We start from the raw sequence: 14,316 nt of genomic DNA, 5'->3' as shown, positions 1-14,316 counted from the left end.
CGTCCCCGGCGCACCGAATGCCCGCACCGTCCGCAGGGACGGAACCCTGCTTTTCCCGACGACAACCCTCGATTCCTCATGAACACTCGCCTTTCCTCGTTCGCCGGCGTGCTCTTCACGCTCCTCCTCGCGGCGCCGCTCACAGCCCTGGCGCAAACGGTGTATCACATCGTCCCGAAAGAAAGCACCGTCACGTATTCGATGGATCACCCCGCCCACAAGTGGGACGGCGTCAGCCATAGCGCCACCGGAACGGTCGAAATCGGACCGGACGGCGCCGTGACGGCGATCCACGTCGAGATCCCGGTGCTCTCCTTTGACAGCGGCAACCGGAACCGGGACTCGCACATGGCCGAAGTCGTAGAGTTTTATCTCTTTCCGAAAGTGAGCTTCGACGCCACCGAAGTGACGCCCATCGACTCGGTCGCCGACGGGCAGGCGGATGCGTTCTGGCGCATCAGAGGGAATCTCACGTTTCACGGCGTCACGAAGCCCATCGAGACGGTGGCGAAGGTGATGCGAGACGGGGATCGGCTCCGTGCCAGAGGCGCGTTCGACGTGAAGATCACCGACTTCGACATGGAGCGGCCTTCGCTCCTCATGGTCAAGGTGAAAGACTGGATCGGCCTCAAGTTCGACCTCTCGGCCGAAGCCGAAAAAACGACGACGGCCACGCGCACGAACCGGTGAACGGGCTCACGAACCGTCGTGGGTATAGGCTTCGATGATGTCCGCACCGAGGAAGCGGTCGTCGGCGTTGACGTGCCATTTCATGGTCTTCGGCAGGCGGATGCCCCCGTGGGTCGCCTCGCCCTCGAAGATGATGTACTCGCCGTCGTTCGCGCTTTCGTCGTGGTAAAAGCGGCTTCCGACGATGGCGTACGTGACCGGATCGAAGTAGAAGTACCACGTGTCGGAGCCGGGCTCTTCGTACGTGACGCGGACGACGTAGGCCTCGCGCCCGGCGAACGTCGTGGTCTTCACTTCGGGATCGAGGCGGACGCCGGGGTCGGCGAGGTTCATCGGGAGGCTGTGCATGTAGCCGTAATACGCGTGCCACCACTGCACGCCCTCGCATGAGAGCCGGTAGCGTTCGCGGAGGTCGTCGGGGATGTCGGCGGAGCCGTCGAGCGTGGCCGAACAGTGCTCGCCGTCCCACGCCGCCTCTACGACGCGCCCCTCGCGCTCGGAGCGGTACGAGAAGCCGCCCGTCGGATAGTCGAGCACGAGCGAAGTTTTCCGGTCCTTGCCGCCGGGACGGGTCTCGATGAGCGTGAGGTGGTGCGTGCGCGTCATCCACACCCCGGCGGGGTCGTGATACGCGATGCTTCTCCGAACGACCTCCTCGGCGGAAGGCTGCGCAAGCGCCGTCGCGGCAAAGAGGAGGCCGAGCATCGGGAGGAAGGGACGAGGGATCATGGGGATACGGGGATCGAGAGGGAGCAAGGAACGGGGAGCGGGGATCAGCGACGACGGCGAGGCTCTTTGATCGTGAGCGTGCCGGTGGCCGTCGCACCGTGGATCGTCACCTCGAGGGTGTACGTGCCCGGGAGCAGGTAAATCTTCCCGTTGGCGGCAGCTTCCATCTTTTTCGCGTCCTCGCCGGTCTGCTTTTCATTGTACGCCTCGGCGCGTTCGGGGGCGACGGAAAGGTCGTACGTGGGATAGTTCAAGCCGCGCTCGGCGTCGTCGGTGAAAGCCCTAAGGAGCATCCCGTCATCGGTGGAGACGCGGATCATGGCCGAGCCGGCGGCCCCTGCAAAGTACGGCAGTTCGATCTCCGGTTCGTTGTACTCGGCCCATTCGGCGAAGCGCTCGCCCCAGTTCTCGCGGCGCGTGACCTCCTCGATCGGGAAGAGGTGGACCGGCTTCTCGCGCATCTCCGGCGTGAGCGCCTCCACGTGCTCGACGTTCGCGACGTAGATCGAGCGGCCGTGCGTGCCGACGACGAGGTCCTTCTCCCGCGCCTGCACGACGAGGTCGTGGACGGGCGCGTACGGCAGATTCCTGTCCATCATCATGAACGACGCGCCGCCGTCGAGCGAGACGTACACGCCGTGATCCGTGCCCACATAGAGCACGTCCTCGTTCGCCGGATCCTCCGTGACGACGTTGACGGGTTCGAGCGGGAGGTCGGTCCCGATGCGCGTCCACGTCTGTCCGTAGTCGTCGGAGCGATAGACGTACGCCTCGAAGTTGTCCCACCGATAGCCGTTGAGGGCGGCGTATACGCGTCCCTCGGCATGATGCGAGGCCTCCACACGGCTCACCCACAGGTGTTGCGGGAGATCGTCCGAGACGCGCGTCCATGCCGCGCCGCCGTCGCGGGTGACGTAGATGAGCCCGTCGTCGCTCCCGGTATAGATCAGCCCGAACGTGAGAGGGGATTCGTCGATGGTGGCGAGCGTGCCGAAGGGCACGTCGCCGGGGCGCCCGCCGCCGGTGAGGTCGGGCGAGATGGGCGTGAAGTCGTCGCCCCGGTTCATCGAGCGGTAGAGCCGGTTTGCGCCCATGTACAGGATGTCCTGGTTGTGGCGGGAGAGATGGATCGGCGTCTGCCAGTTGAAGCGGGGCGGGTGCTCGCCGAGTTCATGGGTCGGGCGGATGCGTGCGCGTTCGCCCGTATGCCGGTTCACCCGAAAATAGTTGCCGAACTGAAAGCCGGTGTACACGGTCGCGTTGTCGCGGGTGTCGACCTCCACCTGCATGCCGTCGCCTCCGAGGAGGAAGTCGTACGGATAGTCTCCCGTGGCCTGCCAACGGAGGCTATACTCGTAGGTGCTCGGTCCGACCCACACGCCGTTGTCCTGAAGCCCGCCGTAGACGTTGTACGGCTTCGCATCATCGACGGCGATGCCGTAGAACTGCCCCACCGCCGGCGCATTGGCCTTCGTCCACGTCTCGCCGTCATCGTACGAAATGTTGACGCCGCCGTCGTTCCCGTTGATGAGGCGCCCGGCTCGGCGGGCGTCCACCCACAGCGCGTGATGGTCGGCGTGGACGTTCTCCCGATTGATGCTCGCCCACGTCTGCCCCCCGTCTTCCGACTTGAGGATCGGCACGCCCATGATGTACAGCCGGTCGGGGGTGTCGGGCGCGACGCGGATTTGCCCGAAATAGTAGCCGTACGAATAGTACACCCCGTCGATGTAGTCGTCGTGCGTGCGCCGCCACGTCGCGCCGCCGTCATCGGAGCGATAGACTTCGGTCCCGATGACCGGCGTGTCGAAGAGTTGCGCGTTGGCGTCTTCGAGGTAATCGACGAGGGACACGGGCATGATCTCGCCTTTCCGGATCATCTCCCGCACTTTTGCCGCCGTGTATTTCTCGGGGAAGCCGTTGTCCCGGAGGAAGGCTTCGAGGTCTTCGTCGGAGACGTCCATGAACGCCTCGCGCGTCATCGTGCGGAGCATTTCCCGGGTGAGCGCGGGCTGCTCCTCTCCCGCCTCGGGCGGACGCCGGTTGTAGTTGTCGAGCACGGCAAAGACGATGTTCGGATCGCCCGGATAGACCGCAAGGCCGATGCGCCCGACGAGCGGCCCGGTCGGGAAGCCGCTGCCTTCGGTGGTCAGGCGCGCCCACGTCTCGCCCCCGTCGGTGGATTTATAGATGCCCGAACCTTCGCCGCCTTCGACGAAGTTCCACGCGCGGCGCTCGCGATGCCACATCGCGGCGTACAGCGTGTTCGGGTCGCTCGGGTCGATCACGAGGTCGATGGCCCCGGTGTTGTCGTCGACGAAGAGCGTCTGCCGCCACGTCGCGCCGCCGTCGGTCGTTTTGTACACCCCGCGCTCGGGGTTGGGCGAATAGAGATGCCCGGCGGCAGCCACCCACACCGTGTTCGGGTCGTCCGGGTGAAGCACGATGCGGCCCGTGCGATGCGTTTCCGAAAGGCCCATGTGCGTCCACGTCGCGCCGCCGTCGGTGGATTTATAGATGCCCGCTCCGGCGTAGGAGGAGCGGCTCGAGTTGTTCTCTCCGGTGCCGGCCCAGATCACCTCGCCGTGGTTCCAGTCGACGGCGATGTCGCCGAGGGTCATCACGGCCTGATCGTCGAAGAGCGGGATGAAGGACTGCCCGTCGTTCGTCGTCTTCCACAGCCCGCCCGAGGCATAGGCGACGTAAAAGTGGGTCGGATCCTCGGGCCATGCGTCGATGTCGACCACCCGCCCGCTCATGATCGTCGGCCCGACGTTCCGGAAGGCGACGTTTTGCACGAGGGACGCTTCGCGGAGCGCCTCTCGGCGGGCCACGCTCGCGAGCCGGGCTTCGGCGGGCGTGGCGGGGACGAGCGTCTCCATCGTCGGCTCCTCGGCGGCAACCTGCGCGAAGAGGCCGGGCACGGCGGCGAGGGTGAGAAGAACACAAAGAACGGAGGCACGAACGAAGGCGGGCATGGCTGTTTCTTTGGAATGGTGGGGAAAAGGACCGTATCCCGAAGGGGCGTCCGGAAGTTAAGACATGGGGCGCAGGATTGCTCGTCCGGGGAACCCGCCTCACGCGCCGTCCATGCCTCTGCTGCCCTTCCGCGCATCGGTCCCGGAAACGCTTCGGCGCGAGGTCCGTACGATTCCTCACATTCACGAAACCCCTGCCATGAAATCCTTCTTCTCGAAAACGGAACTGACGGCGCGGGAGCGCAAGGGGCTGAACCGGGCGCTCCGTAGCGCGGGGCGAGCCCTTCAGCGTCGCACGCGCATGACCCGGCTGATCCACACGGGCTATACGAAGCTCGCGAACAATCCCGGCGCGCTCACCCGCGTCAAGGAAGACCTCCGCACGTTGCTCCGCCTCGCACGCGCGTGGGTGCGGAACGAATACCGGGCCCTTCCGTGGCCCTCCATCCTCTACGCCGTCGCCGCGCTCATCTACTTCGTCAACCCCGCCGACGTCCTTCCGGACGCCCTCTTCGGCCTTGGCTTCATCGACGACGTGGCCGTCGTCTCCGCCGTCGTGCGCGCCGTCCGCGCCGACCTCGAAGCGTTCCTCGCATGGGAGGCGGCAAGCCGTCCGTTGCCTGCTGCCGGGGTCCCCTCCCGCGAAGCCCTCGCGTCGCCCTTCCCCGCCGGCGAGCCCGTCTGATGGTTCGGAAACATGGACCGAAGGCGCGCCCCCCCGACGACACGTCCGGATCGCAGGCGCTCGCGCCTTAGAACGACCCATCGAGCGCGTGGGAGGTGTCGGTGGCGGTGGCGGTGGAGTCGCTGCCGGAAAGGTCGATGAGGCGGAAACTGACGGGGAGGCGCATCCGAACGGGCACCGCCTCGCCGTTCTGACGGCCCGGCATGAAGCGCGTTTTTCGAAGCGCCCGCACCGCCGCCGAGTCGCACAGCGGATGAAGCGACTTGAGCACCTTGACGGAGGTGGGGCGTCCATCGGGTTCGACGATGAAGTCGAGGATCAGCCTTCCCTGAATGCCCGCGGCGATGGCGGCCTGCGGGTACTCGATGTTGATGTAATATGCGCCGAGCCCGCCCTGTATGGTCGGCATCTTCTCGGCGAACGCGAGCACCATACGCTCCATCGGGACGTCCGGCAACGGCGGGGCTTGCTCTTCCGGCGAAGCCTCCTCCACGACGTTCCGATCCACACCTTCGGTTCGCTCCACCGGTTCGGGGTCGGCAAAGAACGTGATCGGCACACCGGAGGCCGGCTCCGGTTTACGTTCTTCCTGCAGGTCTTCGAGTTGAATCGTTCGCTCGTCCCGGGGGAACTCCCATCCCACCTTGACCGGTGACTGAGACATCGGAAGACGAACCGCCGTAAGCACGACGAGCAGGCTTGCCACCATCGACGCCAGGATCCGCATGCGGTAGCTTTCGCGACGGCGCTCAAACCGCTCTGGAAGAGAAAGGGGACGATGTTCGAGGCGGCCGATCATGACAACATATAAACTGGGGAACACTACGTTACATGACGACGGAAAGCGGAGAATGTTGCCGCCTGCTCTTTTTATGTTCCTGTTTCCAGAGGCCTTGCAAGCGGCACAAAGACGCCTCGTCCCCGCCTCCCGGGAAAGCGCCGGCCTCCGGCTTGCTCAGTCGATGTCCCACGGCGTATCCGCGCGGAGCGTGCGGTTGCGGGCGCGTCGCATCAGGATTTCTTGAAAGCCGACCTCCTCCTCCGGCCTCGAGGGCATCCGAAGCACATACCGGCCGTCGGGATGGAGATCCCACGCCGTCCGCCGATCCGCCATGGCGAAGCGCAGCGTCCGGATCAGGCGGGCCTTGAGCAGTGGTTTTTCCACCTCCACGACGGCTTCCACCCGGTCGTCCAGGTTGCGGCGCATCCAGTCGGCGCTGCCAATGAACAGGCGCGGGTCCTCGTTGTTGCCGAAAAAGTAGACCCGGCTGTGTTCGAGGAACCGCCCCAGGATGCTGATCACGCGTATGTTTTCGCTGAACTTCGGCAGCCCGGGACGCAGGCGGCAATGCCCGCGAATGATGAGATCGACCTGAACGCCGGCCTTCGAGGCGCGATACAGTTCCTGGATCATCTCGATGTCGTCGAGCGCATTCATCTTGGCGATGATGCGGCCGTTGCCGTGCTTTTTCTGGTTGGCCACCTCGCCGCGCACCAGCCGGAGGAACGTCTTCCGCATGTCGCGCGGGGCCACGACGAGCTTGCGATAATGCTGTTCGGGCGAATACCCGGTCAGATAATGGAACAGGTTGATCAGGTCGAATCCCAGGTCGGGATCGCACGTGAGCAGCCCGAAGTCGGTATAGAGCCGCGCCGTTTTCGGGTTGTAGTTTCCGGTGCCGATGTGGCAATAGGCCCGCAGCCCCTCGGCCTCTTCGCGGATGACGAGCGTCGTCTTCGTGTGCGTCTTCAGCCCCACGAGTCCGTACGTCACGTGCACGCCCGACTTTTCGAGGATCTGCCCCCACTCGATGTTGTTTTGCTCATCGAACCGGGCTTTCACCTCCACGAGCACCGCCACCTGTTTGCCGCTCTCGGCGGCGCGGATGAGCGCGTCCACGACGGGCGACTCGTCGGAGGTGCGATAGAGCGTCTGCTTGATGGCGACCACCTTCGGATCTACGGCGGCCTCTTCGATGAAGCGCTGGGTGCTGGCTCGAAAAGATTCGTACGGGTGATGCACGAGCAGATCGTCGTTCCGGATGACGGCGAAAATGTTCGGCCGATCCTTGGCCTCGCCCTCATGAAGCAGTCGCGTCGGGATGACCGGCTCCCACGGTTCGTACTTGTGTTCGGGATAATCGAGATCGGCCAACCAGAACGTGTCGGTCAGGTCGATCTGTCCTTCGACGTCATAGAGGTCTTCCTCCTTCAGATCGAGTTCTCGCATGAGCAGGCTGCGGATCTCGTCCGTCATGCGGGCGTCCACTTCGGCCCGGACCACCTTGGCAAAGCGACGTTCCCGCAACTCGTCCGAGATCATCTCGATGAGATCGTCCGCCTCCTCCTCGTCCCGCCGCACGTCTGCGTTCCGGGTAATGCGGAAGGGGTGCACGCTGACGATCTCCATGCCGCGGAAGAGTTCGTGGGCGTTGTGCGCGATAACCTGTTCGATGGGCACGAAATGCCCGGGCTCGTCGAGGGCGATCCACCGTCCCCGGTTCGTGGGCACCTTCAGTCGCGCGAAGTGCTCGGTGCCGCGTTTCGGATGGCGCAGCGTCACGGCCAGCGAAAGGCTCAGGTTGGAGATGAACGGGAAGGGGTGCCCCGGGTCGACGGCGAGGGGCGTCAGAACCGGGAAGAAATTGGCCATGAAGTACTTGTGGAGCCGCTCTTTCTGACGCCGGTTCAGCGTGGCGTAATCGCGGATGTGGATGTGCGCCCTGTCACGGAGGAGGGGTTTGAGCGTTTGCTCCCAGGTTTCCGTGAGGGTCTTGTACATGGGCCGCACGGCCAGGCTGATGAGTTCGAGTTGCTCGGCGGGGGTCCGCCCGTCGGGCGAAAGCTTGTGCACGCCCGCCGCCACCTGTCGCTTCAGCCCGCCGACGCGCTTGCGGAAGAACTCGTCGAGGTTGCTGGCCGTGATGGCAAGGAACCGCACCCGTTCGAGCAACGGCGTGCGCGTATCGAGGGCCTGATGCAGCACACGCCAGTTGAAATCGAGCCAGCTCAACTCGCGGTTGAAATAGAGCCTCGGGTCGTCTAGGCCGGCGCGTTTCGGCACCGGACGAGGCGCGGTGGCGCGAAGCACGGCAGAGGTCGGCGCTGCCCCCATCGTCCCGTTGCCGCTCACCGGCTCTATCTCGACGTGTCGTGCTTCTTCTCTGATGCTCATATTCGTTCGATTGATCTCAAAAGGGTTGATCGTTCATGCCTTGCCACCCCATCACGTGCCACGGCAGGCGTTTATGTGTACTCTCGCCGTAATCACGCGATCCCGAGTGCCGACGCACGCTGCCGGACGCTTCCCGAAGTCGCGCGCGGAATCTTCTAAGAAAGGCGCGTATGTTCATCGAAATCGCCGGGGGTTGCCCTGCATCGGCTGTGGGCAAGTCAACCACCGGACCGTCAGGCCTTTCCCCACATCCGAATCGCGGGATGTCGGCATAGACGAGCGCCCGGTTCGGAAGATGCTCTGCCTTCGAGAAAAGAACACCCGCCCCTGCGCGCCGCCCCCCGGGATCAAGCGGTGTCCGTGCCCAGAAAGGCGCGGTTTTCGATTTGTCTCCGTAGCCGGTGAAGCGCCATCATGCGCTCCTGATGCGCGCGCAGGTCCTCGCCGCGCTGCTGCGCCTGGAAGAGCGCGTCTTTCTGCCGCCGGATGGCCTCGTCGACGCGGATGCGCTTGAGAATCATCATGGCGCTCGCGGCCGTCTCTTCCGGGTCCTCGTTGATGCGCGGGACGTTGATGTTCTGCCGCTTTTGCCAGTTTTCCGACGGCTCGTAGGGATCCACCATCACGGCAACGGCAAGGCTCTGGATCGTCCGGCCGTACGCGCCCTCGAGGAGGCGCTTCGGCTGAACGTCGTCGTTCTCGTACATCGTCAGCAGGTGCCGCACCACCTCGCGGGCGGGACCTTCGGTGAACTCCTCTTCCGCCATGTGCCCGAGGATAAACTCAATCATGGGCGCGCCGTGCTCGATCATGAGCCGGAGGAGGATCTTTTCCTGAGGCAGCGGTTCCCGCACGACGGTCACGGCGGGCGCGGGAGACGGGCGCGGCGGCGCGCTCGCCGAAGGCGGAGACGGGACCGGTGCGGCGGGCGGACGAGGCGCGCGCCGGCGTTCCTCGCGCCGGTGGTTTCGGCCGATCGTTTCGAGCACGCTCCGAAGCTGCATGTCGGGCACGCCGAGCACCTCGCTGGCCCGCCGGAGGTACGACTCCCGGACGAGCGGGTCGGGGATGCGCGCCACCGCCCTGAGGATGCTCCGTTGCGTGCCGGCTTCCCCTTCGGGCGTGTCGAGCGTGCCCGTGCGCCGGGCCTGCGCATACATGTACGCCACGAAATCCTGGCGATGCTTCTTCACGTACGCATCGAAGGCTTCTCCGCCGTGCGCGCGCACGAACGAGTCCGGATCCTCACCGCCGGGCAGGGCCACGGCATAGACGCTCATGCCCTGTTCGAGGCCGAGTTCGATGCCGCGCAGCGTGGCGCTGGCCCCTGCCGCATCGGCGTCATAGAGCAGAAGGATGCGTTGGCAATACCGGTGAAGCGCCTTCACCTGCTCGGCCGTGAGCGCCGTCCCGCTGGCGGCGACGACGTTCTCCACGCCCGCCTGATGGAGTGAGATCACGTCGGTGTACCCCTCGACGAGGATCACTTCTTCGCGCCGCCGGATGGCCCGTTTCCCGTGGTACAGCCCGTAGAGCACCCGGCTCTTGTTATAGACCCTGGTCTCCGGCGAGTTGATGTACTTCGGCTGATCCTTATCCGCCGACAGAATGCGCCCGCCGAAGCCGAGCACCTTCCCCACATGCGAGAGGATGGGAAAAATGACGCGTCCCCGGTACCGGTCGTAATAGCCGTCGCCTTCCCGACGCGGGATCACGAGTCCCGCCTTCTCGAGCGTTTCCGCCCCGATGTGCTTCGCCTCCGCCGCGCGGAGCAGCCGATCCCACGCATCCGGCGCATATCCGAGCCTGAATTTCTCCACCGTCTCCTGCGTGAAGCCGCGTCCGCGCAGGTATTCGAGCGCGGGCTTCCCCGCCTCGGTCTGGGTGAGCTGGATATAGAAAAAACGGGCCGCAAAGAGCAGCGCGTTATAGATCGACTCGACCTCGTTGGCCCGTTCCTTCTGCGCGGCGTCTTCCGGCAGCGGCACCCCCGCCCGCTCGGCAAGCGCCTTCGCCGCCTCGAAGAAGCCGACGCCCTCGATCTCCCGGACGAACGTGTACACGTCGCCGCCCTTCCGGCAACCGAAACAATAAAAAAGGTTGTGCTCGGGATCCACGCTGAACGAGGGCGACTTCTCGCTGTGGAACGGGCATAGTCCCCAGAATTTCGCTCCGCGCTTTTTCAGCCGCACGTAGTCCCCCACCACCTCCACGATGTCCGTGGCGGCGCGGATCTCTTCGACCTTTTCATCCGAAAGAAACATGGCGTGAGGGAGCACAAAAACGAGCGGAGAAGACGTCGGGCGTCCTAAACGAGCGGCATCGGCGCAGCCACCGAGGCGCGCGCGTTTTCCACGGGACCGATGGGCGGCTTGTCCGAGCACTGGCACGAACTCAGACCGAACGTCAGAAAAAGGGCGGCTAGGAGCAGAAATCTTTTCATGGGAAGAAGGCCTCTTCGGACAGGTTGGGGTTGAAAGACGAACGCCATAAAATAGGGCATGGCGCTCAATGGCGTGGTAAAGAAGCGCTAAATTGATTCCGATTCCATTACTTTCTTTCGCGGCATGAGCGTTTGACGCGCCGGGCGCGACGCCGTACTTTGCCGGGCGAAGTCAATCGTCTCCCTTTCGGTCATCAAAACTCCTCGGATCCTTGAAAATCCTCGGCATCGACATCGGAGGATCGGGTGTGAAGGGCGCGCCCGTGGACATCGTGAATGGAACCCTGGCGGCGGAACGCTTCCGCATCCCCACACCGAAGCCCGCCACGCCCAAGGCCGTCGTCAAGGCCGTGCATCGAATCGTCGAGCATTTCGAATGGAAAGGCGCCGTCGGATGCACCATCCCGGGGCGGGTCAAGCACGGGACGGTGCTCACCGCTGCAAACATCGACCGGCGATGGATCGGCGTCAATGCGGCGCGGCTCATCGAGGAGAAAACGGGCTGCCGGACCTTCGTGCTCAACGACGCCGACGCCGCCGGCGTGGCCGAGATGGCTTTCGGCGCGGGCCGTGACCGGCACGATTTCGTGATGGTCCTCACCATCGGCACCGGCATCGGCTCGGCGCTCTTCATCAATCAGATCCTCGTCCCGAACACCGAACTCGGCCACCTCGAACTCGACGGGCGCGACGCCGAATCTCACGCCGCCGACAGCGCCCGCAAACGCGACGACCTCCCCTGGAAGGCCTGGGCGCGACGCTTTCAACGGTACCTCGAACACGTCGAGTTTCTCTTCGCGCCGGACCTCCTCATCATCGGCGGCGGCATCAGTCGGCCGAAGAAATGGGAGAAGTTTTCCGGTCATCTCAAGACGCAGGCGGACCTGACGCCGGCGCTCCTTCAAAACGAGGCCGGCATCATCGGCGCCGCCTACAGCGCGCGCATGTGTTACGAGCCTGAAGTCACCGTGTGAGCGCCGCCGCCCTCTCGCCCGAAGTTGCCTGCCCCGCCGCGCACGAGGGCTCGTTTTTACGCATGAAGCCGGATCCCGGATGGATTATTTCGAAGCTACGTACCACCTCGACGTCGCGGCAGACGGCGCCGAAGCACTTGCCGAAGCGGTGCACCTGGAACAGACCATCGAGACGCCGCGCGTGGTGGGCCTGCGCTACCCGTTCGTGCGCGCGCACATGATGGGCCGTCGGAGCGCCCCCGTCCCCGATCCCGCCGGCGGCTTCCGCGTGACGCTGGCGTTGCCCGTGCACACCGCCGCCGCCGACCCCGCGCAGTTCCTCAACGTGCTCTTCGGCAACAGTTCCATGCACGCCGGCGTCCGACTCGACGATTTCACGCTGCCGGAGCCGCTGGCCTCGCTTTTCCGCGGGCCGCGCTTCGGCATCGAGGGCCTGCGGGCGCGCCTCGGCATCCACGAGCGCCCGCTGACGGCTTCCGCCCTCAAGCCCGTGGGCCTGTCGGTCGAGGAGACGGCTGCCCTCTGCCGCACGCTTGCCGAGGGCGGCGTCGACCTCATCAAGGACGATCATTACCTCGCCGACCACCCGTTCTGCCCCTTCGAGGCGCGCGTCCGTGCCTGTCTCGACGCCGTCGCCGAAGGGTCGGCCCGAAGCGGCGCGCGATCGGTTTACGTGCCCAACCTCTCCGGCACGCCCGAGACCATCCTCCGGCAATATGAGTTCGCGCGGAAGGCCGGAGCCGAGGCGGTGATGGTCGCGCCCATGCTCGTGGGATTGCCCTTCTTCCACGAGTTGACGCACCGCCGGCTCGACGTGCCCGTGCTGGCGCACCCGAGCTTCACCGGCGCGGCACGGATGCGACCCGACCTGCTGCCGGGCAAGCTCTTCCGGCTCTTCGGGGCCGACGCCGTCATCTTCGCCAACTACGGCGGGCGGTTCAGCTTTCCCCGCGACGTCTGCCTCGACGTCGCCGAGGCGCTCCGATGCCCGTGGCCCCCGTTTCGCCCGGCTTTCCCCGTGCCTGCGGGCGGGATGCAGGTCGAGCGGGCCGCCGAACTCGTCGAGACGTTCGGGACGGACGCCATCCTGCTCATCGGCGGGAGTCTGCTCGAAGCCGGAGACGCGCTGCTCGAACGCACACGCGCGTTCACCGAAGGCATCGCCCGGGCCGCCCTCTCGACGCCCCTCCAGCCCTGAGGTTTGCCCCATGGACGCCGAGAACAACCCCGCCCCCGTCCGACGTTTCCATCAAACCGCATCCGGGTTTCGCTGGGACGACGTTCCGGTAAAAGTTTACAAACCCGAAGGCACACATTTCAGGGACATCACGCGCCAGGTGCTCTTCGAAGGAACGGCGGAATTTCCCACCCAGGTGCGATATTTCGAGATCGCGCCCGGCGGCCATTCCACGTTCGAGCGCCACGAACATCCCCATGCCGTCTTCGTCCTCCGGGGACAAGGCCGGGTGCTCGTGGGCGAGACCGTCGCCCCGGTGACCCCGTTCGATCTCGTCCACGTCCCCCCTATGACCTGGCATCAGTTCCGCGCCGCCTCCGACGCGCCGCTCGGCTTCGTGTGCCTCGTCCCCTGCGATCGCGACCGCCCGATGCGCCCGACACCCGACGAGGCAGCCGCCCTCCGTGCCCATCCCGTGCTCCGCGACTTCATCCGCCTCTGATCCGCGGCTCGGCCATCTCCTGTTCTGGGAAAAATGCCCATGCCTCAATAGGGTCATTCCCCATTTACAGGGTCCACCGCCCTGCGATATATTGGTCATACCCTGCAGTTGTAGGGTAAGGGGGTTTCAATAATGGGTGATCACAACCCGCTCACCTTGGTGAGTTTGCCCTGTCCACGCGGATGAAGCAGGCAGGTGATCATTCATCCCGCCTTTTGTGCTTCATTCGCGTGCGACGGGGTTTTTTTATACCGAGAGTCTCATCTCGGTGGATACAGACAGGGAGCCGTTTGAGGTAGTTCGACCAGACCCGCTCCCTCCGTTGTCTGTCTAAACAGGGCTGAAATACCTGGGATCGCAGTTCCCCTTTTCGGGCAAGGCCATACCGACGATCGTGTGAGCGGAAAGCCTTTTAGTGCCCGCAGGGTGAGATCCTCGAGCCCGCATGATCAGAGCCTCTCCGGGGGCCGGGACGTTCTCCACGAAAGCCCGGTTGTGTCCCCACAGGAGAGGCTTTTCTTGTCTTCGCCGGTCGCCACTTCTTCCCGGTGAATGTCCTCGGAAGCGGACGCGCCGCCGCACGCACTTCATGAATCCCGCCCTCTGCGCCGTCCCTTTCCCTGTGCCCACGGACGGAAACATCGGCCCTTTCCCCCCGAGTGAAGACGCCGGCGGACTGCTCGCAGCGCTTTTCGTCTTCACAACATGTTCAATCAGGCATCATCTTTGCCAAGTCTTCGGTCCGTTCCCCTTCCCACCGAAAGCTCAAACCCTGACGGAGGTTGACATGACCCACACGAACCTCGCGCCCCACCTTCCGGCTCCTTCCGCATCGGAGGAACGCCCCACCACGGTTCGGCTCTCTTTCGAGGTCATCGCCGTGATCCTCAGCTTTCTGAGTCTTGCGCTGGTCATCGCTTTTGCCGTCAACGAACTGCCCGGCATCGCCTCCTGATCCTCGCG

The 14,316-nt window shown here is 64.8% G+C and carries 12 protein-coding genes; 6 read left to right on the top strand and 6 right to left on the bottom strand.

Going from position 1 to position 14,316, the window contains the following annotated elements; translation table 11 throughout:
• The first annotated feature begins 78 nt into the window (after positions 1-78).
• Positions 79-690, top strand: coding sequence for a YceI family protein (locus AC1HIY_RS13210; protein ID WP_479577216.1), 612 nt, complete (start codon positions 79-81; stop codon positions 688-690).
• A gap of 6 nt (positions 691-696) precedes the next feature.
• Here the strand turns inward: AC1HIY_RS13210 and AC1HIY_RS13205 are convergent, their stop codons facing one another.
• Positions 697-1,419 (bottom strand): DUF6503 family protein, encoded by a 723-nt coding sequence (locus AC1HIY_RS13205; protein WP_479577215.1) that lies wholly within the window; start codon positions 1,417-1,419, stop codon positions 697-699.
• A 44-nt stretch (positions 1,420-1,463) separates the two neighbouring features.
• Positions 1,464-4,397 (bottom strand): WD40/YVTN/BNR-like repeat-containing protein, encoded by a 2,934-nt coding sequence (locus tag AC1HIY_RS13200; protein ID WP_479577214.1) that lies wholly within the window; start codon positions 4,395-4,397, stop codon positions 1,464-1,466.
• A 199-nt stretch (positions 4,398-4,596) separates the two neighbouring features.
• Here AC1HIY_RS13200 and AC1HIY_RS13195 point away from each other — a divergent pair, with 199 nt between their 5' ends.
• Positions 4,597-5,082, top strand: a complete 486-nt coding sequence (locus tag AC1HIY_RS13195; protein WP_479577213.1) for a YkvA family protein — start codon at positions 4,597-4,599, stop codon at positions 5,080-5,082.
• A 67-nt stretch (positions 5,083-5,149) separates the two neighbouring features.
• Here AC1HIY_RS13195 and AC1HIY_RS13190 read toward each other — a convergent pair whose 3' ends face one another.
• The 4 genes from AC1HIY_RS13190 to AC1HIY_RS13175 all read right to left on the bottom strand — a co-directional run bounded on the left by AC1HIY_RS13190 (position 5,150) and on the right by AC1HIY_RS13175 (position 10,700).
• The gene (locus tag AC1HIY_RS13190) at positions 5,150-5,809 is read right to left on the bottom strand and encodes an energy transducer TonB (RefSeq protein WP_479577212.1); all 660 of its coding nucleotides are present in this window, start codon (positions 5,807-5,809) and stop codon (positions 5,150-5,152) included.
• A 228-nt stretch (positions 5,810-6,037) separates the two neighbouring features.
• A complete protein-coding gene (ppk1, locus tag AC1HIY_RS13185) occupies positions 6,038-8,257 on the bottom strand; it encodes a polyphosphate kinase 1 (protein ID WP_479577211.1) in 2,220 nt (739 codons plus the stop codon).
• Between the two features lie 347 nt (positions 8,258-8,604).
• Entirely contained in the window at positions 8,605-10,521 is a 1,917-nt protein-coding gene (dnaG, locus tag AC1HIY_RS13180; protein WP_479577210.1) for a DNA primase, read from the bottom strand.
• Positions 10,522-10,565: 44 nt separating this feature from the next.
• Complete coding sequence (locus AC1HIY_RS13175) at positions 10,566-10,700, bottom strand: hypothetical protein (RefSeq protein ID WP_479577209.1); 135 nt, start codon at positions 10,698-10,700, stop codon at positions 10,566-10,568.
• Between the two features lie 212 nt (positions 10,701-10,912).
• Here AC1HIY_RS13175 and ppgK point away from each other — a divergent pair, with 212 nt between their 5' ends.
• The 4 genes from ppgK to AC1HIY_RS13155 all read left to right on the top strand — a co-directional run bounded on the left by ppgK (position 10,913) and on the right by AC1HIY_RS13155 (position 14,308).
• Entirely contained in the window at positions 10,913-11,674 is a 762-nt protein-coding gene (gene ppgK / locus AC1HIY_RS13170) for a polyphosphate--glucose phosphotransferase (protein WP_479577208.1), read from the top strand.
• 79 nt (positions 11,675-11,753) lie between these two features.
• A complete protein-coding gene (locus AC1HIY_RS13165) occupies positions 11,754-12,872 on the top strand; it encodes a RuBisCO large subunit C-terminal-like domain-containing protein (protein WP_479577207.1) in 1,119 nt (372 codons plus the stop codon).
• 10 nt (positions 12,873-12,882) lie between these two features.
• The gene (locus AC1HIY_RS13160; protein WP_479577206.1) at positions 12,883-13,353 is read left to right on the top strand and encodes a cupin domain-containing protein; all 471 of its coding nucleotides are present in this window, start codon (positions 12,883-12,885) and stop codon (positions 13,351-13,353) included.
• Positions 13,354-14,140: 787 nt separating this feature from the next.
• A complete protein-coding gene (locus AC1HIY_RS13155; protein WP_479577205.1) occupies positions 14,141-14,308 on the top strand; it encodes a hypothetical protein in 168 nt (55 codons plus the stop codon).
• Positions 14,309-14,316: the final 8 nt, after the last annotated feature.

The sequence above is a fragment of the Rhodocaloribacter sp. genome (assembly GCF_056451265.1).
Note: the sequence above shows the minus strand (reverse complement) of the source record. Positions and strands in the feature narration are given on the sequence as shown.